Origin of the sequence: Shewanella sp. 10N.286.52.A9, assembly GCF_041468985.1 — a bacterium.
GTDB classification, from domain to species: Bacteria; Pseudomonadota; Gammaproteobacteria; order Enterobacterales; family Shewanellaceae; genus Shewanella; species Shewanella japonica.
This window is the reverse complement of sequence record NZ_JBFRJQ010000011.1, coordinates 40,289-64,029: the sequence shown is the minus strand read 5'-3', so window position 1 is coordinate 64,029 and position 23,741 is coordinate 40,289. Positions and strand designations below refer to the sequence as shown.

At 40.0% G+C, this 23,741-nt stretch carries 18 protein-coding genes; 6 read left to right on the top strand and 12 right to left on the bottom strand.

Annotated elements, in window-relative coordinates:
• Positions 1–162 precede the first annotated feature (162 nt).
• Positions 163–1,536, top strand: coding sequence for a DNA repair protein RadA (gene radA / locus AB4128_RS09980; RefSeq protein WP_372037562.1), 1,374 nt, complete (start codon positions 163–165; stop codon positions 1,534–1,536).
• A 166-nt stretch (positions 1,537–1,702) separates the two neighbouring features.
• A complete protein-coding gene (locus AB4128_RS09975) occupies positions 1,703–2,554 on the top strand; it encodes a transporter substrate-binding domain-containing protein (protein WP_082972230.1) in 852 nt (283 codons plus the stop codon).
• A gap of 81 nt (positions 2,555–2,635) precedes the next feature.
• Here AB4128_RS09975 and AB4128_RS09970 read toward each other — a convergent pair whose 3' ends face one another.
• Positions 2,636–2,998, bottom strand: coding sequence for a PilZ domain-containing protein (locus tag AB4128_RS09970; protein ID WP_080916387.1), 363 nt, complete (start codon positions 2,996–2,998; stop codon positions 2,636–2,638).
• A 225-nt stretch (positions 2,999–3,223) separates the two neighbouring features.
• Complete coding sequence (locus AB4128_RS09965; protein ID WP_372037658.1) at positions 3,224–4,501, bottom strand: YjiH family protein; 1,278 nt, start codon at positions 4,499–4,501, stop codon at positions 3,224–3,226.
• Positions 4,502–5,001: 500 nt separating this feature from the next.
• Here AB4128_RS09965 and AB4128_RS09960 point away from each other — a divergent pair, with 500 nt between their 5' ends.
• Positions 5,002–5,712, top strand: coding sequence for a hypothetical protein (locus AB4128_RS09960; protein WP_080916385.1), 711 nt, complete (start codon positions 5,002–5,004; stop codon positions 5,710–5,712).
• Positions 5,713–5,718: 6 nt separating this feature from the next.
• Here the strand turns inward: AB4128_RS09960 and AB4128_RS09955 are convergent, their stop codons facing one another.
• Together AB4128_RS09955 and AB4128_RS09950 are read right to left on the bottom strand one after the other, a co-directional pair.
• Entirely contained in the window at positions 5,719–6,609 is an 891-nt protein-coding gene (locus tag AB4128_RS09955; protein WP_372037561.1) for a U32 family peptidase, read from the bottom strand.
• Positions 6,610–6,619: 10 nt separating this feature from the next.
• Positions 6,620–7,621: a peptidase U32 family protein gene (locus tag AB4128_RS09950; protein WP_119968466.1), complete on the bottom strand. Its 1,002-nt coding sequence runs from the start codon at positions 7,619–7,621 to the stop codon at positions 6,620–6,622.
• Between the two features lie 136 nt (positions 7,622–7,757).
• On the opposite strand from AB4128_RS09950, the gene AB4128_RS09945 reads away from it, so the two are divergent.
• Complete coding sequence (locus AB4128_RS09945; RefSeq protein ID WP_080916381.1) at positions 7,758–8,279, top strand: SCP2 domain-containing protein; 522 nt, start codon at positions 7,758–7,760, stop codon at positions 8,277–8,279.
• Positions 8,280–8,414: 135 nt separating this feature from the next.
• Here the strand turns inward: AB4128_RS09945 and AB4128_RS09940 are convergent, their stop codons facing one another.
• Entirely contained in the window at positions 8,415–8,666 is a 252-nt protein-coding gene (locus tag AB4128_RS09940) for a YfhL family 4Fe-4S dicluster ferredoxin (protein ID WP_065108640.1), read from the bottom strand.
• 6 nt (positions 8,667–8,672) lie between these two features.
• Positions 8,673–10,070 carry a tRNA 5-hydroxyuridine modification protein YegQ gene (gene yegQ / locus AB4128_RS09935; protein ID WP_065108639.1) on the bottom strand — a complete coding sequence of 466 codons (1,398 nt, stop codon included), beginning with the start codon at positions 10,068–10,070 and terminating at the stop codon, positions 8,673–8,675.
• A gap of 231 nt (positions 10,071–10,301) precedes the next feature.
• On the opposite strand from yegQ, the gene AB4128_RS09930 reads away from it, so the two are divergent.
• On the top strand, positions 10,302–11,144 hold the full coding sequence (locus AB4128_RS09930; RefSeq protein WP_055023744.1) for an HDOD domain-containing protein: 843 nt from the start codon (positions 10,302–10,304) through the stop codon (positions 11,142–11,144).
• A gap of 81 nt (positions 11,145–11,225) precedes the next feature.
• Positions 11,226–12,746, top strand: coding sequence for a bifunctional diguanylate cyclase/phosphodiesterase (locus AB4128_RS09925; RefSeq protein ID WP_080916378.1), 1,521 nt, complete (start codon positions 11,226–11,228; stop codon positions 12,744–12,746).
• A gap of 14 nt (positions 12,747–12,760) precedes the next feature.
• On the opposite strand, the gene AB4128_RS09920 is transcribed toward AB4128_RS09925, so the two are convergent.
• The 6 genes from AB4128_RS09920 to AB4128_RS09895 all read right to left on the bottom strand — a co-directional run bounded on the left by AB4128_RS09920 (position 12,761) and on the right by AB4128_RS09895 (position 23,652).
• On the bottom strand, positions 12,761–13,195 hold the full coding sequence (locus AB4128_RS09920) for a thioesterase family protein (protein WP_080916377.1): 435 nt from the start codon (positions 13,193–13,195) through the stop codon (positions 12,761–12,763).
• A gap of 170 nt (positions 13,196–13,365) precedes the next feature.
• Positions 13,366–17,148 carry an EAL domain-containing protein gene (locus tag AB4128_RS09915; RefSeq protein ID WP_372037560.1) on the bottom strand — a complete coding sequence of 1,261 codons (3,783 nt, stop codon included), beginning with the start codon at positions 17,146–17,148 and terminating at the stop codon, positions 13,366–13,368.
• Between the two features lie 252 nt (positions 17,149–17,400).
• The gene (locus AB4128_RS09910) at positions 17,401–17,874 is read right to left on the bottom strand and encodes an NYN domain-containing protein (RefSeq protein WP_144430148.1); all 474 of its coding nucleotides are present in this window, start codon (positions 17,872–17,874) and stop codon (positions 17,401–17,403) included.
• Between the two features lie 80 nt (positions 17,875–17,954).
• Positions 17,955–21,065: a multidrug efflux RND transporter permease subunit gene (locus AB4128_RS09905; RefSeq protein ID WP_372037559.1), complete on the bottom strand. Its 3,111-nt coding sequence runs from the start codon at positions 21,063–21,065 to the stop codon at positions 17,955–17,957.
• On the bottom strand, positions 21,065–22,186 hold the full coding sequence (locus tag AB4128_RS09900) for an efflux RND transporter periplasmic adaptor subunit (RefSeq protein ID WP_372037558.1): 1,122 nt from the start codon (positions 22,184–22,186) through the stop codon (positions 21,065–21,067). The genes AB4128_RS09905 and AB4128_RS09900 overlap by 1 nt, the downstream gene beginning before the upstream one ends.
• Positions 22,187–22,479: 293 nt before the next feature.
• A complete protein-coding gene (locus tag AB4128_RS09895; RefSeq protein ID WP_080916371.1) occupies positions 22,480–23,652 on the bottom strand; it encodes a hypothetical protein in 1,173 nt (390 codons plus the stop codon).
• Positions 23,653–23,741: the final 89 nt, after the last annotated feature.

Sequence of the window (23,741 nt, the reverse complement as noted above, 5' to 3'; positions counted from 1 at the left end):
CCTGACTGTTAATCTTATCGGCCTAAAGTAAGCTTACTTTATATAAATTTAAATTATGTGCCTGTTAAAGCAAGTAAGATAATCATTAAAATATATTATAAATGAATTGATAATTCATTCATTATCAAATTGGTTTAACTCTAAACGAAATGACATTGAAGCATGGCAAAAAATAAAACAGCGTTTGTATGTAATGAATGTGGGCAAGATTTTCCACGATGGCAAGGGCAATGTAGTGCATGTCAGGAGTGGAATACGATTTCTGAAGTGCGTATTGCAGCAGTTAAATCTACAGCAAACTCAGTGGCGGGTTACGCAGGCTCTGTTGGTGGAGGTTCAAAAAAGCTCGGTGAAGTTGAAGAGTTTGAAGCCGAGAAAAAATTAACGGGTATTGGTGAATTAGATCGAGTGTTATGTGGGGGGCTCACGACCGGCTCAGTCAATATTATTTCAGGCGATCCAGGGGCGGGTAAGACCACATTATTGTCTGATCTGATTGCAAGAATGTCTCAAAGCATGCCATCACTCTACTGTACTGCTGAAGAGTCGTTATCCCAATTTAAGAACCGAGTTAATCGGTTGAAGCTTAATTATAACGAAGATAACTTGTATTTAATGGCTGAAACCAGTGTCGAAGCGATTATTGCAGAACTTGAAGCCAAAAAAGTTAAATTTGCTGTGATTGATTCGATACAAGCTGTTGTGTCAGAAACGGCGAATGGCAGTCCAGGTTCGCCTTCACAGGTTAAAAGCAGTGCCCAAGCACTAACACAGTATTGTAAGCAGAATAATGTGACCATGTTTTTAGTGGCTCACGTCAATAAAAATAATGAAACAGCTGGGCCGCAAACACTAATTCACATTGTAGATTGTTTGACTCATATTGAATGTAATGATGGTCAAATCAGAACCCTACGTGCGAATAAAAACCGATTCGGTGATGTTGATACTGTGGGTATTTTCAAAATGACCGAACGTGGCATGATAAGTGTTGATAATCCGAGTGAAATCTTCTTATCTGGGTCAACAACCAATTCTCCTGGGGCTGCCATTACCTGTATTCGAAAGGGGAATCGCAACCTATTACTTGAGATTCAATGCCTAACAACTGAAACAGAAGGCGAATTTCCACAGCGAGTCTGTGTCGGTTTAAATATGAACCGAATTAAAATGCTCACTGGCGTATTACGTAAACACACCAAAACCAAAATTTATCACGATACTTATTTTAATTTAGTCGGTGGGTTAAAAATTGATGAGTCAGAAACCTGTATTGATTTAGCGCTGGTGACAGCACTCTTAAGTAGCTTGAATGATTTTGTGGTACCAAGAACCACCTGCATTATGGGCGAACTCAGTTTAAATGGCGATGTTAGGCCAATCGACAGCGGTGTACCACGTGTTAAAGAGGCGGTACAACATGGCTTTACAGAGGTGTTTATTCCGTATCGTAATTATCATAAATCGATGGAAGGTTTAGGCGCAAAAATTCATCCGATTAAAACCATTCATGAATTACTTGAGTTAATTAATTAGTTGGTTTTATCGCTTACGCTATTGTCAGCATGTGTTGACAATAGCGTTGAGCGGTTTAATCGGAAAAAACTAGAAAGTTTAAAATTAACAAAGGTATAATCTTTCATTATTTGTAACGTTAAGCCTCATTCACTCAATCTCATCACATTTAAAATGGAATATAGCAGTGTTTATTCGATTTAAAGTCAGTTTATTATTGTGGTGTGTCTTTTCAACAAGTGTGTTCGCTAAAGAATCCACTCCTCAAGTTTTGCGCTTATATCAGAATGAGTTTCACTTTCAGTACCATATTGAATTATTAAAAATGGCATTGGATAAAACGGCTGCTGAATACCCTGAAGCTAGAGTACAGTTTACCGAGCAAGTTACCCCTGGTCGCGGTTTAAAGATGTTGGAGCAAGGCGAGGTCAATGTCGCTTTTCTTGCTTCAAGTAAGCAACGTGAAAAGATGTTTATTCCCATAAAAGTCCCATTGTTGCAAGGCTTATTAGGGTATCGGTTACTGTATATTCATCAAGATAATCAAGATAAATTTAAGCAAGTTAACAGTGCAAATCAGCTAAGCCATTCATTTGTTGCTGGCTTTGGCTCACATTGGGCTGATTTAGACGTTTTACGCCATAACGAGTTGCCAACGCAGGAAGTTGGCACCGCGAAAAGTTTGTATCGTATGTTACAAGCGAAGCGTTTCGATTACTTCCCAAGAGGGGTGAGCGAGATTTGGGCTGAAAAGAAAAGGCTAGGCCCTGATTTGCCCGATCTCATTATCGAACCTAACTTAGCACTTGTTTATCATTTGCCTATGTATGTGTTTGTGAATAAACAGAATCCAGAGTTGGCGGAGCGGATTGAGAAGGGCTTACAAAGAGCCATTGAAGACTTATCGTTTCAAGAGTTATTTTTAAAATATTATAGTGACGCTATTTTAAAGGCGAAATTACCCCAGCGAACAATTATTCATTTAGAAAACCAAGATTACCTTAGCGAAAAACCTATCGATTCAAGCTGGTGGTTATAACTGACTTTGAGTCACAGCCAGATTAAGCATCGATAAGTTGATATCTTGATGCATTGAGTGTTCACCTACACATAGGGATGCTTAATCTAGATGCAGCAACTGTGCTAATTCTCTGTGCAATAACTCAGCATCACCAATGTTCAACTCTATGATTCTTTTTAAATGGCTAATGCTATCAAGGTCAATGTGCTGACACTCTAGCCCAAGTTGTTGGCCTTTATGATGCACGAGTACAGTATCCATATTCAGGACGATATCAGATTCAGGCAGTAAAAAGCTTAAGCCAATTTTTTGTCCTAATGTGAGGGATAAGGCTTCTGGCTCTGATACTAATGCGCCATTAATACTGAGATCTAATATATTGGTACGATAGGTTTTATCGTTAAAACTGAGGGTGGCTGTCGCGGCAAACAATGTGCGAGTGTATTGTCTTCTTTCATCCATAAAATGTTACCTAGATTGTCACTCGATTTAAATTGAATAGGGAAGGAAGGGCTAATTTCACCATTCAAATAACCACTTAAGAATACGCTATCTGTATTTGATTGCCAATATAAGTCAGTTGTTAGAGGAACCAACCTGATTAAAAATAGCGCATGAAAAAAGGAGCATTCAGCTCCTTTTTTAATGTTGAGTAAAATAATTACTCAATGAGTTTACTGATTTACACTAAATGAGTAAATGAGCACAAAGTGCAATGACAGGCAGTGTAACGAGTGTACGTAGAATGAATACTACAAATAATTCAAAGAAGTTAACTGGAATTTTGCTACCAATTAATAACGCACCGACTTCACTCATGTAGATTAATTGTGTGACAGACAAAGCCGCAATCACAAAACGCGTTAAATCAGATTCAATAGAGCTTGCTAAAATAGATGGCAAGAACATATCAGCAAAACCGACTACGATTGTGGTTGATGCGACATCAGCTTCCGGAATTTGCAGTAGTTCTAACAGTGGAATAAACGGCATACCTAAGTATTCAAAAATAGGTGTGTTTTCTGCAAGTATAAGGGCAATAGTACCAATGGCCATTACTACTGGGATAATACCGAACACCATATCCACGACATTTTTTACGCCTTCACACAGTACATGTTTAACGCCGCCAGCACGAGATGCTTTATTGATTGCTTGCTCAAATCCCCACGACATAACCCCATGGCCTTTAGGGATCATTTCATCGTCAGGATGACGAGGTGTGTTATCTATGTATAAATCTTTTTTCCATGACAGTGGTGGTAACTTAGGAACCACTACAGCTGCGACAAAACCAGCTAAACATACTGTTAAATAAAACGGTACAAAAAGGTGTTCAAGTTTGACTTGAGAGATAACGACTAAGCTAAAGGTAATCGAAACAGCAGAAAAGGTTGTACCGATGACAGCGGCTTCACGCTCAGTATAAAGGCGTGTTTCATATTGTTTGTTGGTCATTAAAATACCGACACTACCATCACCTAGCCATGATGCCATACAGTCGATTGCACTTCTGCCAGGTAAGTTAAAGATAGGACGCATTAATTTAGTCAACATGGTTCCGAAAAACTCGAGCAAACCAAAATTTAATAATAACGGCAGCAACATACCTGCGAAAATGAACACAGAAAATAATACAGGTAGCAAGTCATTAAGGACTAATGCACCAGTATCTGCAGAATAGATAACTTCGGAGCCAATCTCTAAATAAGTTAATACAATGAATATCGCACCTAAAATACGAACAACTAACCAAAAAGGTGACACATTGAGAAGGGTATTAAGAAAAGGCTTTTCTAATACCAACTTAGGCTTAAGTAATTTACTGATTACCGAAATGATAGCCATAAACACGACAATACAAGTCACCAATAAAGGCAATACGTCGGCAAAATGGCTTTGCACTGCTTTGGAAACAATAGCAATTGGAATCGTAATGGCGCCGTTATAACTGATAGGCGTCATGAATAATAACAAGCCTAGCAGTGACGGTATGACAAAGGTCAATATTGTCTTAATGTTGTATTTTTGTTTTTCTTGAGTCACTTTTTATATGCCTTTGCAATTGGCCAAATAAGCTTGGCTGATTGTGTCTAACCGTCCAGTGGGAAAAATGCTGAATGTCCATTCAGAAGTAATAAAGCGAGGCAAGGGTACCTGCTTATCTAGTCTATGTAAAACTATTCACTTTGGCGAATAGTTATTGAGTTATTTTGCTTATCTATATTCTATAGGGTTTGGCAATAAATGCACGTAATAATTTGTTTGTAATCATAATGTTAGCTAACTGTTGTTGTGTGTTTTGGTCTTTGTTATTACAATTATTAAGGTGCTTTGTTCGATTGTGCATAGCAGGGTACTGTTGTCGTCATATAAATGAGTTACTAAACATTAGATGTGCATAGCGGTTTTATCAATGTAGATTCAGTATGATAAAGCAAACCATATAAGGAAATTTGACTACTGTGATATTAAGTAAACGAGAAAAAATCGCCAGATTAGCTTACCTGTTTGGTTTGCTAGGGTTGCTTGGCCTTTTTCTTGGTATTAGTTTATCGGTATTGATGGAATATATTCAATTTGGCGATCAATACAGTTTACTGCAATTTTCTATCAGTGAACTCGGCACCTACAATCGTTCTTCTAGTGCGTTATGGATCAACGGAGGGCTGTTTTTTGGTAGTTTAAGCCTGACAATGAGTTGTTTATTTGGCTTACAGTTAAGTCGACGTATTTCCAGCGGACTCTTTTGGTTTTCACTCATCGTGACGTTTATTGCTTTAGCTGCAACGGGCTTATTTCCGCTTAATGTGTTTCATTTACACATCAAAGCTGTGTCTATCTACATTTACTTTGGTTTATTAGCTGCGATTTTTTGCTTTATAGAGTGTGCTATTGAGCGAAGAATTCGCTTGTTCTTACCTCTGATGTTGAGCTTTGTTATTGTGCTCATTCATGGCAGCATTTTAGCTCATGAATGTTGGCGGGAGAGCTTAGGCTTAAACCCGATTTCAGATGGTGAATTATTTCAGGCGATAGTTTCTCAATCGCCGAAACCTGATATTTGGTGGCTATCCATTTTATTCTGGTGCAGCATTGTCACTATGTGGTTATGGATATTGAGTATATGTCGCTGGTACTTCTTGCCCCTGCAACAGGGGCAATTAAGCAAGTAAACTACACTACACTTGTTGTAATCCTGCTTGACCAAACCAATAGCCATTACAGGCATTAACGTTCGAAGATGTGGTCTTATTGTCTGCTTCATCGCTGTGGTTTTTAAGGTGGCTAATTAAGCTCACTAATTCATCGGCTCGCTTAATATCGTGAATATCATTGGGTGAGACCCTAAAGAAATTAACGCCCATTGCTATCATATCGGCGATTTCAGAGGTTAAGTCCAAATGAGCTGCAGATTGAGTTTGAATTCCGTTTAGACGTAATAGACTTTGCTGCTCTTGAGTTTGCGCCAAAATGCCTTTCGGATGCTGGCGGCATATTGTCTCGCAGTTATCTTTACTTAACCCGAAATGTTTAGCGGTAAAACAACGAGCAGAATGCGCCAATGGAATATACCCATATCCAGTCACTTCAACTTCAAACCCAGGCTTATTAGGATGATTTAATACTGTATCTAACCAAGCTTTAGACAGTTCAAATGGCATAACAAAACGACTCATTCCCATTTTATGCAGTATATCTAAGCTGGCTCGGTTGTAGTTGTTGATTGAAGGACCACAGATAAATGGCAGATTTGCTTGTTGTGCGATTTGAATCGCAGCCATATCATTTGCTTCGATGCTGAACTCACCATTATCGACATACTTTTTTAACTCGGTCAGCTCCGATTGAGCTTCAATTAATGCCATGGTAGATAAAATGACATTTTTTCCGTGAGCGTTAAGCATGGTTGCCAGTTCAATGTAATCATTGAATTTGAGTAATCTTCTGCGACTGCAGACGGTTTCACCAAGGTAAATGGTATCTATGCGACTTTGAGCAGCTTGCTGGTAAAAGTCATCTACTGCGGTTTTTTCCCAACAATAATTAATTGGTGCGAGTGAAATTTTCATGAATTCTTACCTACTGCCATTGACGCTCGTAGGCGCCTAATGTGGTGACCTGTCCTTCTGATACCTTTGCTAATGTTTCATTCCATCTTGCAAGTTCAGTAAATGCATTTGGGTTGGCCAAGTAACTGTCTATTGCTTCACGCCAAACACGGGTGACTTGTTCAACATACGCTGGACTGCGTTGGCGGCCTTCAATTTTAAGAGAACAAATACCTGCGTTAGCAAGTTGAGGCAATAAACTGAGTGTATTCAAGCTTGTTGGCGACTCGAGTAAGTAGTCGGCTTGGGATTCATTTTCAGCAATGTAGCGCCCTTTACAAACAACAGGGTAACCTAACTGTTGGTCGATATTAGAAGTGTCAATGAGTACTTCATTTAAACGTGTTAAACATTGATTACCGTCTTCTTGCCATCTAACGTGTTTTGCTGGCGAGCAAGAACCACCGGTATTGGGTGACTGTCCTGTAACATAAGATGATAGCTGGCATCGTCCTTCTGCCATAATGCAAAGGCTACCAAAGGCGAACACTTCCAAGTCAACAGAGCTATTTTTAGCAAGATCTTTGACTTGCTTCATCGACAATACCCGAGGTAATACCGCTCGCTCGATATTAAATGCCTGCTGGTAGAACTCTAGTGCAGCAAGGTTCGTTGCACTAGCTTGAACTGATAAATGAAGCGGTAAATGAGGGTATCGACGGCTTGCATAGTCGAGCAGCGAAATATCAGCAGTGATTAAAGCATCCATTTGAAGTTGGGCTGCCAGATCAATGGCCTGATACCAGCGTGACTCTTCACCTGGTTTTGGGTAAGTATTCAAGGTTAAAAATACTTTTCTGCCTTGACTATGGGCAAGCTTCGTCGCTTGTTTCATTTGCTCGGGTGTAAAGTTTAACCCTGCAAATGAACGTGCATTTGTATCATCTTTTAATCCGAGGTAAACCGCATCAGCACCTGCTCTAAAAGCGGCTTTTAATGAGGCTAAATTTCCTGCCGGGCACAAGAGTTCCATATTCTCTCTCTCAAACTGTCGTAGAAAGGGAGTGTAAAGTTGAATGACGTCACATGATTTGATTTGAAACAGGTTTCAATTGATAAAATGTGAGTAAACTAGCTTAATTATTAGAGTAAGCAGTGTAGGAGTAGGGATGTCTTTTCGTTTCACCAATAGTGTGGCTAAAAATGTACTAGGGTTAGCCCCTAAAGTGGCAACGCAATCTTTGGCGGTAGTACCAGAAAAAGCCAAAATGAATGTGTTGGCTAAATTATTGTCTTTGACATTGTCTGAACAGATAAAATTTGGTGAGTTAGACTTTTTGCAGTCTAAATGGGTTGCAATTTCTGTGATGGATATTGGCTTGCACTTTGAAATCAGTTTCAATGACGAATTGTTGCTTAGACCATTAACTCAAGCAGATGTGACTTTTACGGCTAATGTTCCTGAGTTACTGTTAGTTGCGGCAGGAAAAGAAGATCCTGATACCTTATTCTTTCAACGTAAGTTAAAAATTGAAGGGGATACTGAGTTAGGTTTAGAAGTGAAAAATTTACTACTCGGTATTGAGCTAGAATCTCTGCCTAAACCCGCTAGATTAACCATAGAGAAGCTGGCGTTAACACTACAAACTCTTCAAGGCTACTCATCTGAGCAGCCCCAAGCGTCAGCTTAATGTCTGTAGGCAACTTATTACTATTGTTGAGCACTATCTGAGCAGAGCATTAAAATTCTATTAATAAAAAGGCGCCTTAGGCGCCTTTTTTGTGTATCTCAGTTTTCACCGAGGGATTAAGCTTGTGCTTGTGGGTTATACCTTTCCTGTGATGACTTGGTATTTATATTTAAGCTCTTCAGGTGTTTCAGCATGTTCAGGATCGGGATCAATACAATCGATAGGACATACAGAGACACAAGTCGGCTTATCATAGTGGCCAACACATTCTGTACACAGTGCTGGGTCTATTTCATAAATCTCTTCGCCCATGGTAATCGCTTCATTAGGGCATTCAGGCTCACACATGTCGCAGTTAATGCAGCTATCATCGATTAATAATGCCATAACAGATTACTCAGCTTTTTCTGCAGCTTGATGAGGATTACGAGTATCTTGGCCTTGCGGTAAGTTACGCATCAAGATTGCTTTATCTAACTCAACGCTTTCAGGAACGGCTAAAAATACAAAGTGACCCGAACCTAACCCAGCTTCAACTGATTCACCTTTACGATTGACTAGCTCTGAAATCGTCAGGGTAAAGTTTCCTTGTGGCGTCATGACTTCAACACTATCACCGACAGAGAACTTATTTTTAACATCGACTTCTGCAGCGCCGCTATCATTGCGAACGCCAGTGAACTCACCAACAAACTGTTGAGTGTCACTGATTGAGTAACCGTAATCGTAGTTTTGATATTCATCATGAACATGGCGACGTAAGAAACCTTCGGTGTAACCACGATGTGCTAACCCTTCAAGGTTGTGCATTAATGTACGATCAAAGTCTTTACCTGCAACTGCATCTTCAATAGCTTGACGGTACAATTGAGCTGTACGTGCGACATAATAAAATGACTTAGTACGGCCTTCAATTTTAAGAGAGTCTACGCCCATTTTTGTTAAACGTTCGACGTGTTGAATCGCACGTAGATCTTTAGAATTCATGATGTAAGTGCCGTGCTCATCTTCATAAGCGGGCATATATTCACCTGGACGCCCAGGCTCTTGTAATAGGACAACTTCATCTGAAGGTTGACCAGCACCTAATGTCGGTGTCTCAATTTGCACACCGTTTGCATCGACGATACCTTGTGGGTTAACGGCGATGATATCACCAGTGTCTGTTTGCTTGGCTTCATGTACATCATATTTCCAGCGACAAGCATTAGTGCATGTGCCTTGGTTTGGATCGCGTTTATTGATATAGCCTGATAATAAACAACGTCCAGAGTAAGCCATACATAACGCACCGTGGACAAACACTTCTAATTCAATATCTGGGCACTGTTGACGAATCTCTTCAATTTCATCTAATGATAATTCACGAGATAAGATGACTCGTTTAATCCCCTGTTGTTGCCAAAACTTAACAGAGGCCCAGTTAATTGCATTAGCTTGCACTGATAAATGAACCGTTTGATCTGGGAATGCCTCACGCACCATCATAATAAGACCAGGATCTGACATGATCACAGCATCAGGCTTCATATCAATGACAGGTGCCATATCACGTATGTAAGTTTTTAATTTTGCATTGTGCGGTGCAATGTTACTGACGACATACAACTTTTTATTTAGCGCATGGGCTTCTTTGATGCCCATAGCCAGATTTTCCATTTTGAAGTCATTATTTCTAACCCGTAAGCTATAGCGAGGTTGGCCTGCATAAACAGCATCTGCACCGTATGCAAAGGCATAGCGCATATTCTTTAACGTTCCTGCTGGAGACAATAGCTCTGGTCTAAACATAATCACTCTCAATTTGATGGAAATTCGCACACAGCGCGGGGGGCGGCATTTTACTTAAGTATGGTCGCTGAATGCAAATAATTCATCTGTGATTGTGCTGCCTGTCTAATTTAATGTTTGCTAATTAATTGACATGCTTTATAAAGATTAGTGCTTTTTCTTTATTCTATTAAATGACATAGCTGATATAATCGAAACAAAGCAACAACAATAAAATTACAGGCGGGATCTATGACAACTGAACACCAATTATTGGTAGGGCTATTAAAGAAGCTAAAAGACGATGCTTTAGTGCTTCCGACACTGCCTGAAGTCGCCATGCGGGTGCAGGAAGTTGTTGCGCAACCAGACTCAAGTCTTAAACAAGTTGGCGACATTATTGGCCAAGATGCCGCAATTTCGGCGCGTATTATTAAGGTGGCAAACAGTGCTTTATATAGCCGAGGTAACAAAGCTGAAAATATCAGTGCTGCTGTCAATCGTATTGGACTAATACAAATAAAAGCGATTGTTACCTCTGTCGCATTAGAGCAATTATTTATCTCAACCAATGAGATGGTTTGGGAAGTGATGGATGAAGTGTGGCAAACCTCTATTGAGGTCACCGCATCAGCCGGTGCTATGTTGGCTATTTACAATAAACGTCACCCGAGTAAGAAATTAGACCCTGAAACATTAACATTGGCAGGCTTAGTCCATAATATTGGCGCTCTACCTGTGTTATCTGAGGCAGAAACAAAGCCTGATGCCTTTACAAGTATTGAACAGTTACGTGGTTTAGTCCGTAAAATGCAAGGGCCAATTGGTCGTGCTATTTTAAAGACTTGGGACTTTGCGCCTGAAGTGATGGAAGTGGTTGAACGCTGGGCTGATCTTCATTATATGCCTGAGTCGGTGACCTATTTAGACTTTATTCGCTCAGCAGCTTATTATACTGGCGAGTTAAGAGCAGGGCCTGAATTGGAACAACGTCTAGATATTTTTGCAACTCGCGGCTTACCTGTAACACCGGAAGATCTAGAGAGTGACGAGTTTTTAGATGTGTATCATTCTATTAAGCAAAGTTACCAATAACAGCTGAGAATATAGCCGCCAAGCAGACATGAATGAGCTTGGTTATGGAATTAACCCCAATTGAATAAGGAGCGATAAGTTGTGTTAAGTATTGAAATTATAATTGTATTGTTTATCGCCCTTATTTTGTTATTGGGTATTGTATTAGGCGGTTACTTCCAACAAGGCAAATTCATCGCAGAGCTGACTCAAACCTTAGAGTCGAATAATGCAACCCAGTCCCCACTTAACTTTAAACATACTCCAAGAGCATTCAAACCTCTGGTTAGAAACCTCAATTTATTCCAGCAAAACAACCCTATAACGCTTGAGCGAGACAAGCTGACAGGGTTATCTAATCGAGTTGGATTCAAGCGTAAAATGTTTGCCAAGATGCCTGCGACTGAGGGGATGCTCGTGCTGGTGGACATTCAGCAGTTTCGCTTTGTAAATGATCTCTTTGGATTTATTTTTGGTGACCAGTTATTAAAATCTTTTGCATTACGAATTAAGGGGCTAAACAATCCGCCACAATTCGTTTCAAGAATGAACGGTAATGAGTTTTTACTTTTCTACCCTAAAGCTATTTCAGTTAACGAGTTATCTAATATAAAGCAGCATCTACAAAAGCCATTCGACATCGAGCAAACTCCAATCAGCATTAAAGTACAATTAGGGGTACTTGAGCTGCATGACCATCATGCGGATGTGAGTTTAATGCTACGTCGATTAGATTTAGCACTTAAAAAAGCCAAGCTCAGCCGAAACGATATCGCATTTTATAATCAAGATGATGACAAAGCTCAATATCGTGAATTGACAATCATTAATAGCTTGCCTAAAAGTCTAAAGCAAAACCAACTCCATATGGTGTATCAACCTAAGTTGGATATCAGCTCGGGTAAGTGTTCACAAGTTGAAGCGTTAATTCGATGGGAGCATGATGGCTTAGGTATTATACCGCCAACAGAGTTTATTCCTTTAGCTGAACATACTGGCATGATTGACTTAATCAGTAAGTGGGCTCTTGAACAAGTGTTACAGCAACAGGTTAAGTGGTTACAGCAAGGCATTAATATCAAAGTGGCAGTTAACTTATCCACTAAAGATCTTGAAAATCAGCATTTGCCAATTGATATCAGTAATTTGCTTATGCAGTACAAAGTGCCTGCTGAGAACTTAATGATTGAAATTACTGAAAGTGTGTTGATGTTAGATTTAGCACGGACCATCGAAACACTAAAAGAAATTCGTGAGTTAGGAGTTAAAATTGCCATTGATGATTTCGGTACAGGGCATTCATCTTTAGCTTACTTACGCCACCTTCCCATTGATGAAGTTAAAATTGATAAAGCCTTTTTGGACGACTTTAATTGCGATTTACAAGCTAATAAGATTGTGAAAACTAGCATCGAACTGGCTAAGAGTCTTGGTTTTGATGTTACGGTCGAAGGGGTTGAAACCAAAGATGTATTTGATACCTTAATTGAGTTCGGTACTGATACCATTCAAGGGGAGTACTTTAGTAAGCCTCTTGTCGCAACAGATTTTGAGCTACGATACACGCAGCTCATTGAACAACCTTTCTTATTCCTACCAAGCTCAGATAACGTTAAACATTAAAGTGATTAACGCGCTTATGACTGATTAAATTGTTGCTGTAACTGGCTAATCAAGTTGAGTGGCATAGGGGCCATCTGACGTTGCTGATTCATGCAGACCATCTCAATTGTGGCTGTCACAGCAGGCTTTTTAGCATTAGGACGCCAAATCTCTTGTTGCCAAACAGTACGGTACTTACTTTCAAAGTAATAACGCGTTCTAACATCAACGATATCAGCAAATTCAATCCCATCGTGACACAGCATATCTGTGCGATATACCGCGAAGCCTAGCTGTTGCTGTTGCCACAATAAGTTCAGTACGTCAGCGCCAATCACATGTTCTCTAGCTCGTTCAAAATACTTTAAAAAGTTGGGGTGATATACCACGCCTGAAAAGTCTGTATCTTCATAGTAAATTTGTACAGGAAAGTGAAAAGTTGGGCTATATTCAATCGTTTTCTGAGTCATCTTGATGCTACTAAGTCATTTTATGAGGGCATTGTTACTTATTCTTAGACGTTACAACAGTGTTTTTCGGTTTGCTATGGCGATTCATTGACTGCTCAGACCAGAGTTTGACTCATCCCCTTTAATATCTCGACAGAGGTTACTCAGTTCAAACCGTTTAAAATGCTTATTTAGCCAACTTTGTTTTGCATAAATTTAGGCAGTAATACCGTTTCACCTGTTAGCATCTTATAAGCACTTTGGGTATTTACCGCTGGGCTGAAAATGTAACCTTGACCAGTATGACACTGGTACTGAATGAGTTTAATTAATTGCATTTCAGTTTCAATCCCTTCTGCGATAATTTGCATTTTTAGGTCATTACCTAAATTAATAATGTTTTTTAAGACCGCTTTTGCGGCTTCATTATCTAAAAAGCTATCGATAAAACCTTTGTCGATTTTTAAGGTATTTAATGGGAATCGGGTGAGGTAATTTAAGGATGAATACCCCTTACCAAAGTCATCTAAACTGAGTCTGATTTTTAAATCATGTAATTGGTTTAGCACCTTTTTAGCGGTTTCAACATTCTCAATCAAAAGTGATTCGGTAATTTCCAGTTCCAGCTTCTCTGCAGGGAAACCGGTTTCCACTAATATGGCTTCGATTTTTTCGCCAATATCTGGCTGAGATAACTGCACAGGGGAGATATTGACCGACACATTCCCTTTGAGCAAGCCTTCTTGGTGCCATTGATTTGCCGTGATACAAGCCTGTTTAATAACCCAATAACCAATTTCAATGATTTGACCATTACTTTCAGCTTCTGGAATAAACTTATCGGGTGGTATCAAACCTTTTTCGGGGTGGAACCAGCGCAACAATGCTTCAAATGAACGGATATTACCTGTTTTAAGGCAAATTTTAGGCTGATAATACAACTCAAACTCATCATTGGTTAATGCATGTTGAAGCTGCTGTTTAATTGAAATTTTTTCTTGTAAGGCGACTGACAGTGCTTCATTAAAAAAGTAGGCGCTATTACGTCCTGCTTGTTTAGCAGCATACATCGCGGTATCGGCATGTTTTAGTAACGTCTTCGCATCCAGACCATCTTCAGGGTAGCAAGCAACCCCAATACTGGCAGAGCTCTTAATCCAATGTTCCTGTATTTGATAGCCTGTGTTAATTGCTAATCTTAGGCGTTCAATGATATTCACTAGCTGTGAAAGCTCGCCCGGATTTCGAAGAATAATTGCAAACTCATCACCGCCTAAGCGGGCTAATAGGTCATCACTTTTGAGGTTTGATGATAGGCGTTTGCTCACTTGAATAATCAGCTCATCACCTATGTCGTGTCCCATAGAGTCATTGACTTCCTTGAAGTAATCAAGGTCGATAAAAGCAACCGCAGCATGCTGATGTTTTTGATTCACAGTGGCTTCAAGTACAGTATTAAAACGGAATCGATTTGATAAGCCTGTTAACGTGTCGAAATTAGCTCGGTTTTTCAACTCTGTGACTTTTTGATAACGGGTTAACAAAAATAAAAAGGTCAATAACGCACACACAAGTACTAAACTAATGATGGCAAAATACCACCAGGGTTTTTTAATGGTGAATGAAAGCTCTGCAATTAACGGACTCCAAATACCATCGCTATTACTGCCTTGCACGACAAAACGATAATCACCTGCATGAAGATTGGTATAGGTTGCTGTGGAAATGTTTTGCGAGTATATCCAGCGTTCATCAAAGCCATGCAGTTTATATCGATATTGGTTTTTTTGTGGCGCATTAAAATCCAGTGCAGCGAATGAAAATTGCACCATATTTTGTTCATAGTCTAAGGTCAATGCATCAATACTATGGTTACTGTTTAAGTGGATGTATTCTTCATTGGCAATTAATGCCGATGTTATATGAACCTGTGGGGAAAATTGGTTACTTTTAATTGCTCGTGTATCAATTTTAAAGGCACCGTTGTTTGTACCTATATACAACTCATCTTTTTGAAATGCGATGGCAGCATCTGAAAAAGAGCTATCTTTGTGATTGATAGCACTAGGAAATTTAGTGATTTTTTGAGTTTCGATGTGCATCTTGGCGAATTTAGATTGTGTCGTGATCCACAAATGCCCTTGACCATCGCCTGTGACACCTTTAAGAGTATTCGAAGCTAAACCATCTTCTTTAGTAATATATTCAAGTTGTAAATCGTCACTCCAGAAGTCACTCACTTCAATTTTGACCAGGCCTAGACCTTGGCTTGCGACCCAAACAGTATTGTTCTCATCTTGATATATTTTAACGGTACGAATATTTTGCGCTTCACTACCTAAAGGAAGGTGTTTGACTTCGTAGGTTTGTGGATTGACTCGGTATATAGCATTGGTTGTCGCTAGCCATAGCTCGCCATTATGGAGAAGCTGCTTATCAAAGGTGAAGTTTCCACCCGCGGCATAAGAATTATCATTGTGATGCAGTAGCTGCTTTAGTATCCCTTTGTCAGGGTTAAATAAAATGAGCCCTACATCAAGGTAGCCTGTGATCCATGCGTTGCCATGATTATCAGGCAGTGCTAAATAAAATTCGCTTTCAGGCAAACCATGAGGGTTATCTTTAGCATTACTGAAGTGGCGTAAACGTTCTGTATCAATATCATATACTGTCAAACCATCTGCTTGGGAAATCCACATGGTGTTGGCGTCATCGATTGTTGCACTATAAATCATCGAAGGAGTTAACTCAGAAATAGGCTGCAAAGAGATTAAATCTTTATTTAACCTTAGTTTATCTATGCCTTTTGTCGTGCTTATCCAAGTATTGTTATCTTTATCAAAATCGAACCAATAGACCATATTTCCGGATAATTCAGAGCTAATCGGTTTTGGTCTGTATAAACGTGTTCCTTGTTTAAAATTAGAATACAGCGATGCGCCATTACCGGTACCAAACCAAACCCCACCAGACTGATCAACCATTACAATCGGGACATAATCACTTGGCATCGAATTAGGGTTAAATGCCTCATGAGTCAGGTGTGAAAAGCTCATGGTGTCTAATGTAATGCGGCTAGCGCCTTTACCGTGTGTTACCCATAGGGTGTTGTCGTCTTTAAAGGTGAAGCTTTGAATGTGATTGGATGGGAGCTGCTGATTACTCGGGTTATCCTTGTTGAAATGGATATTGTTGATGCTGCGAGTTTCTAAGTTAAGTTTGAATAATCCATTTCGATAGCTACCGAGCCATATTTCGCCATTCTTGGCTTTTTTGGCGCCATAGAAAATGACCGGGTCTAGTTGCTTTGCAAGTTCGCCTTCAAATTTCACTATTTCGAGTTGATCCGATTGGGTGTTGAGTGTGGCTAAGCCGTAGTCTGTGACGGCCCAAATAGTGCCATTGTGATCGCTAAAAACTCCGCTGACTGAGGTTTCGTATGCTTGATTTTCATCAAATAATGAGTAGGCAGTGAACTGTTTGTTTTGCGGGTTATATTGGGTTAGTCCTGAACCGGTGCCAAACCATAGTAAGCCATTTTCTTGTTCATAAATTTCTATAATCCAACTTGAACCTAAACTGGATTGGGTGGAAATCATGTTATGAATGATGATTTCATTGTCTTGGGTTAACTGGTTTAAGCCATCTTCGGTAGCTATCCAAATATTGCCACTGCGATCTTCATGGATCTTGGTAATGTAGTTGTTGGATATGTGGGTCTTGTCAGATTCAGAGAACTGAAAATTGGTAAAGTTAACCCCATCATAGCGACTGGCTCCAGTATCGGTACCAAACCAAATAAATCCATCACGTTGTTGATACAGCGTGGTAATGCTAGAGGACGGCAGGCCATCACTAACCGTAAGGGTTTCCAGCTGAAATTGCTCAGCCTGAGCGCTATGGGGAGACAGAGAAACAGAAAAAAAAGTAGCCACAATAAAGAATAAAAGCAGATGTTTTAACGCTGATAACATTTAAAGCCCTTATTTTATGTGGTTATTATATCGTTACGCATTTTAACCAATTTTGTAAACGTATGTAATGCGGTAAAACAATACTTCTTGTGTGACTTTGTATCGGCAATCGTTACGTTTCTTGAGGAAATAGTTTGTTGAAATGTATTATTGCTCGAATTAGCAGCGGATTGTAAAGACTTTGGCCTGCTTAGACTGTTCTTTGTGCTACATAAGTGCGTTTAAGCAGGTTTGGTTGGAGGAGTGTTAGGGCTAAATTAAAAGCTGCTTATCGATAGGGGTATGATGGGAAATCACATCTAATAAAGATTTAGCGGTTAACTCTGTCACACTAATGACTTCGGTTTTACAGTTAAATTTTTGCGCTACTTTTGCCATCAGTAAGTCGAAGTCACCGTCACCAGAAAGCAAAATGACTTTATCTACTTGCTCGGCATAGTCTAAAACATCGATGGTAATGCCGACATCCCAGTCTCCTTTGGCGCTGCCATCACTTCTTTGAATATAAGGTTTGAGTTTAACTTCAAAACCAATATGTTTAAGTGCATCTTGAAACTTAACTTGGCCATCGTCCGCCGGAGCGATGGCATAGGCAATGGCATATTCAATTTGAGTTGTATAATTGAGGTTTTGGAATAAGGCTCGATAGTTAAATGAACGCCCAAAGGCTTGTTTACATGTGTAATAGATGTTCTGCACATCAACAAATACGGCAACTTTTTCCATGTGACACCTATTATCCATTTTAATTAATTTAACTTGTTCAAGCAGGGTTTAGCCAAGGTAGGCTAAACCCTTAGAGCTAACTATGATTTGCTGGCGCTTGCTTTTTGTTGCTCAATAGCCAAATTAAGTTGCTGCTCCACAAAGCCTGGCGACTTTGTTGCCCCTGATATGAGTCGATACATAGCTGGGATGACTAAGAGTGTCACTAGAGTAGCAAATGCCATCCCAAAGAACACTACCGTACCGACAGCGATGCGACTTTCTGAACCTGCACCTGTCGATAATATTAATGGGATTGCTCCAATTAAAGTGGTGAAGGCCGTCATGAGAATCGGTCTTAAACGTCTAGCAGATGCATCGATAATTGCTTGTTCGAGAGAGAGCCCTTTATCACGCAACTGATTAGCAAACTCAACAATTAAAATGCCGTTTTTAGTGACCATACCAATTAACATTATCATGCCAATTTGGCTATAAATGTTGAGGCCTTGTCCGGTGAAATACAGCCCAAGGAATCCGCCGAATATGCCCATGGGAACAGTAAACATAACGACCAACGGATTGATAAAGCTCTCAAACTGAGCAGCAAGTACTAAGTATGCGACTAATAACGCAAGACCAAACACGATGAAAACGCTGCTCTGGTTTTCCTTAAAATCTTTTGACTCGCCGGTATATGAAATGGTGATATCGCTTGGCAGCATTTCAATGGCTTTCGCATCGAGAAAATCTAATGCTTCACCTAAGGTATATCCTTCGCCTAAATTGGCTTTTAAGCTGATGGACTTTTGTTTATTCAGATGGCTAAGTTTTTGCGCTGAAGCCACTTCATCAATTCGGGTGATGGTATCTAAGGTGATAAGGTCGCCCTTTGAAGTGCGCATATATATCTGACTTAAATCGGCGACACTGTTAAAGCTGTTTTCATCGCCTCGTAGGTACACATCATACTCTTCGCCACGCTCAATAAAGGTGGTTTCGCTGCGACCGCCAAGCATGATTTCTAAGGTGTCTGAAACTTCAGTGACACTCACGCCAAGTTCTGCAGCACGCTCACGATCGACACTAACTAATAGTTCTGGGGTTGTTTCAGCATAATCAAGATCAGCCCCTTCTAATATCGGGCTTAAATCCGCTTCTTGTTGTAGTTTTTGCGCCCAATCAAACAGCTCTTCATAATCGGAGCCACCTAATACAAACTGTACTGGCTCACTTGACTTACCTCTAAAACCTGGCAACATTGGGCGTACCATGACGTCAGGGATGCCTTCTAGTGCTTTTGCGACTATCCCTAACGCTTGCTGGGCATTAATACTCCTGTCTTGCCATTCTTCCAGCTGAATAATAACAAAACCAGTCTGATCGCCAGCTCGGCCGCCAAATGCCGGTGCTTGAATACTAAATGATTTTATAACACCATCACCTAGCATAGGTAATAGTCGCTGCTCTACGATTTCCATATTGGCAGACATGCGATTGTAGCTAGTGCCTTCGGCGCCTTTAATGAAGGCAAAAATAACGCCTCGGTCTTCCTGAGGGGCTAATTGAGCAGGTACTTGGTTTAACAACCAGCCACTACCAGCCACGCACGCAACAATAACCAATGGTGCAGCCATACGGAATTGCACAGCTTTACTCACGACACGGCGGTATTGTGTTTCTAGTGCATCAAATAACCCGTCTACCCATAAGTTAAAACGGTTAGGCTTTACATTGGCTTTTAGCAATTTACTACCGAGTACGGGGGTAAGCGTTAATGCAATAAGCGATGAAAATAACACTGACATTGCAAGCATTACCGAGAACTCAGTAAACAGTAATCCAACCATGCCTTCCATAAATGAAATGGGTAAAAACACCATGACTAATACTGCTGTAGTGGCGACAACTGCAAAGCCAACCTCGCGAGCTCCTTTGTAGGCAGCAAGCAAAGGAGGTTCACCTTTTTCAATGTGATGGAAAATATTTTCAACGACCACAATAGCGTCATCAACAACCAGTCCGATGGCTAGGATCAGCGCCATCAATGTGAGAAGGTTAATTGAAAAACCGAATGAGTTAGCCGCAATAAATGCCGCAATTAACGATACAGGCACAGTCACCGCAGGAATTAACGTCGCACGGACTTGGCCGATAAAAATATACAGCACCAATATCACTAATACTGCAGTGATAATTAAGGTGTTATAGACCTCATCGATTGAGCGAGAAATGAAAATGGTAGAGTCATAATCGACCACGAGCGCCGTACCATCAGGTAAGAAGTCTTGGATTCTATCGACTTCTTGATGAACCCATTTCGCGACATCTAATGGGTTCGCATCAGATTGGGCCACAATGCCCAAAGAAAGGTTAGCAACGCCATCACTTTTAAAGGTTGAGTTCTCGTTCTCTGCACCGATGAATACATCCGCGACATCTTTTAGGTAAACAGGTGTGCCATCGTCGGCAGTACGAACGACTAAGTAGTCAAAGTCCTCTGGGTGGTTATAGAGTCTTGCTGTACGAACCGTCATGACCGTAGTGTCGTTACGAACTTCGCCGCCAGGCGTTTCAACATTTTCAGTTTTTAGTGCTGATACGATGTCGTTGGCCGACACATTACGTCCTGCCATGAGTTCAGGTTTTAATTGAACATACATGACTTTGTAAAGTCCGCCCGTGATGGAAATTGAGCTGACTCCTGTGATCAAGTTAAAACGATCTTCTAATACTCGTTGGGAGTAATCGGTGAGCTGAGTTCGGTCCATCGTTGATGAACTCAGGTTGACATAAATAGACGGCTCGCCTGAGCCATTATCTTTAGATACTACAGGATCGTCAGCTTCATCTGGAAGGCGGCGCTGAGCTCTCGCTACAGCATCACGCACATCACTCACGCCTTCTGTTAAATCCCAGCCAAGTAAAAATGTGACTGTAATGCGGGACATACCATTACGAGTGACAGATTCAATTTCATCAACACCACTAATACCCGTTAACTCATCTTCAATCGTGGTGGTAATTTGGCTTTCCATAATAGTGGCTGAAGCGCCACTATAGGTGGTCATTACCGTGACTACCGGATTTTCAACATCCGGCATTTCTCGAATCGACAGTTTTGACAGTGAAACTAGGCCAAATACGCCCAATAATAAGCTGAGTACAATAGCGACAACAGGACGCTTGACTGAAACATCAGAAAGCCACATTAGCTTTTCTCCTGCTGATTACTTTCTTCTGCTGTGTTTTCATTGGCTAGGCGCTCAGCAGTATTTTGCTGTTCAAGCACATCCACTAATACCCCATCACGCATGTTAACTAACCCTTGAACTACAACATGGTCACCAATATTTAAGCCGTCAGAAATTAACACTTCGTTGTCAATACGAGCGCCCAATGTCACTTCAGTGCGTTTTGCTATGTTGTTTTCGTTGATGATATACACAAAACGCTTTGTGCCAGAGTATTCAATTGCTTGGACTGGAATGACAGGTTCAGAAACTGCAGGGAAGTTAAGTACTGCAGCCATCATCATACCTGGCTTTAAACGGTTTTCGGGGTTATCAAACTGTACTCTCACCCGTAAGTTTAAGGTGTCTTGATTAATGCGAGAGTCGATGGCAATGATTTTGCCTGTAAATACTTGATCAGGCCAAGCACGACTTTGTGCATTAACGGCCATGCCATTTGAAAGTAACGATAAGTAATGCTCAGGTACTTGTAGATCAAGTCTCATGCTAGATAGATCGTCAAAAGCAAGCAATTCAGTACCAACCGAAATCATCTTACCAACACTAAAATCAATTAATCCTGCTGAGCCTGAAAATGGAGCTTTAAGTGTGTGGTAGTTTAGATCGGCTTGAGCGGAGGCAAGGCGAGCTTGAGCCATATCGACATTAGCACGTTGGGCATCAATTTCAGTTTGGGTAATGGCATTACTTTTGATTAGCTTTGAAAACTCTTTCAATTTTCTTTGTTCATCTGCAAGATAGGCAGCAGCCTCCGCTGTTGCGGCTTTGGCTTTCGCATTATCAAGCTGAACAATAGTTTGTCCCGCTTTAATGTCTTGATCTGGTTCAATGAGAATATCACTGATTTGGCCAGCAACCTGTGAAGAAATAAACACGGACTGTTCAGCATCTAATTTGCCAATCAATGATAACGATTGCGATAACTCATGTTGATCAACAATGCCTGTTACCACAGGAATCGTTCTTTGCGGTTTATTGTTGCTATCGGGTTTAGATTTACTAGCCTGGCTAATACCACTAAATGAAAAAGCGGCAGCCATAACGCCACAAACAATAATAAGGAATGCTAATTTTTTCATTGATGAACTCTAAAAATGCCTATGCTGATGTGAGGCTATTTTAATAAAAAAAGCAGCATATAAGGGTAAAGGAATGTAAAGCGTAGCAGATAAGACTGTAACAAAACATGCTGATAACATTAGTGTTTAGTTATTGGATCTGAGTTGTGAACTTGTGTCTAAGTTGGTATCAATTTCTTAACAGTTGCCAGAGGGAGGATACAGTAAAGCAGGTTGATTTTTTAAATTGGTATGCTAGAAAACAAAAAAACCACTTAGCCATACTAAGTGGTTTTTTATTCTAATATGAGACGCTACAGTTTTGCTGAAGGTGTTCCATTAAAGCTTTCGTTTTGCTCTTTAGTCGATGCTTCAATTCCCATGAAATATTCGTAGCTCTTGTTTGATAGGCTCATTTGAGGCTTATCTTTAGCAGCGACATTCGCTTGCTTAGGCTTCATTTTCATGGTTTGTTTTTTGGTTTTTTCGGTCTGTGGCAATGTCACTAAGTCATTATTACGAGATGTTTCGTTAAAGTTATAGTTGAAAACACCATTGCCTTGAATGAACTCAACACTCGACTTATCTTTCGTTTGATAAGAAGCCAAAATACCGTGTTGACCTAATGGCACTTCATGAAAAATTTCACGACCAGTCCCAACTTTAACACCATCGACAAACCAATCAGCGGCGACATTACTAACTAATGTAATCATGGCTGATTTAAGACCTAGTTCTTCATTAATCAGTGAGTCAATTTTACTGTTATATGAAGGTTTGAATGCCATCTTAATTTTATAGTTTAAGTTGCCTGACATATTCATACTGGCGTCGATGACGTCATATGAAAGTAAAACACTGCGCTCATTCAAAAAAGGATCAGTTTTGATTGTATTAGTCACAATGTAGCTTTCTGAATCTTTCAAACAATCGTTAATTGACTGAAATTTACTACATAAGGTTGAACCATCTAAATCAACTGATTGAACCGTGTCTGCTTTTGATACGTCGGCAATAACACGCTTGGTGATTTCACTTTTAAGTGCGGCTAGTTGCTCATCTTTGTTTGTGCGAGTTTCATTAATGACATCATATTCTGCCATTATCGATTTGTATTCTCTCTTAAGGGATTTACCGTCGATATCATATTTGGTTTCAAGTTGATCTATTTTAAGGACAAGGTTTTCTAAATCACGGTAAAAAGAACTTAGGTTAGCGCGTGACAAGATTTTAGCTGGTAACTTAGAAACCAAATGTTCATATTCAGTTTGCTTGCTTTTAATCTCGACACTTAAGGCGTGAAAATCTGATTCTTTCTTTTTGTGCGTTGACAATTTATCGTTGGCAGAAATGAGTAAATCATCAATATTATACTTTTGCTCAATTTCTTGTAGTTTTTGGGTTTCGCTACTCGAAATAATCTCTAAACCAAATGAGCTGCTGGCATAAAAACATAATAAAATAAAAGTAATTCGACTATATCTCACTGATTCCTCCATTTTTGTGTAATTGTTCGTGCATAGCCTTGTGCTACTGCAACTGGTCAACAGTAAAATAATCCGTCAATAATTTTATA

Coding starts and splice junctions, on each gene's coding strand:
- radA (WP_372037562.1), top strand. CDS start 163: ATGGCAAAAAATAAAACAGCGTTTGTATGTAATGAATGTGGGCAAGAT.
- AB4128_RS09970 (WP_080916387.1), bottom strand. CDS start 2,998: ATGGATGAAAGAAGACAATACACTCGCACATTGTTTGCCGCGACAGCC.
- AB4128_RS09965 (WP_372037658.1), bottom strand. CDS start 4,501: ATGACGCCTATCAGTTATAACGGCGCCATTACGATTCCAATTGCTATT.
- AB4128_RS09955 (WP_372037561.1), bottom strand. CDS start 6,609: ATGAAAATTTCACTCGCACCAATTAATTATTGTTGGGAAAAAACCGCA.
- AB4128_RS09950 (WP_119968466.1), bottom strand. CDS start 7,621: ATGGAACTCTTGTGCCCGGCAGGAAATTTAGCCTCATTAAAAGCCGCT.
- AB4128_RS09945 (WP_080916381.1), top strand. CDS start 7,758: ATGTCTTTTCGTTTCACCAATAGTGTGGCTAAAAATGTACTAGGGTTA.
- AB4128_RS09940 (WP_065108640.1), bottom strand. CDS start 8,666: ATGGCATTATTAATCGATGATAGCTGCATTAACTGCGACATGTGTGAG.
- yegQ (WP_065108639.1), bottom strand. CDS start 10,070: ATGTTTAGACCAGAGCTATTGTCTCCAGCAGGAACGTTAAAGAATATG.
- AB4128_RS09930 (WP_055023744.1), top strand. CDS start 10,302: ATGACAACTGAACACCAATTATTGGTAGGGCTATTAAAGAAGCTAAAA.
- AB4128_RS09920 (WP_080916377.1), bottom strand. CDS start 13,195: ATGACTCAGAAAACGATTGAATATAGCCCAACTTTTCACTTTCCTGTA.
- AB4128_RS09915 (WP_372037560.1), bottom strand. CDS start 17,148: ATGTTATCAGCGTTAAAACATCTGCTTTTATTCTTTATTGTGGCTACT.
- AB4128_RS09910 (WP_144430148.1), bottom strand. CDS start 17,874: ATGGAAAAAGTTGCCGTATTTGTTGATGTGCAGAACATCTATTACACA.
- AB4128_RS09905 (WP_372037559.1), bottom strand. CDS start 21,065: ATGTGGCTTTCTGATGTTTCAGTCAAGCGTCCTGTTGTCGCTATTGTA.
- AB4128_RS09900 (WP_372037558.1), bottom strand. CDS start 22,186: ATGAAAAAATTAGCATTCCTTATTATTGTTTGTGGCGTTATGGCTGCC.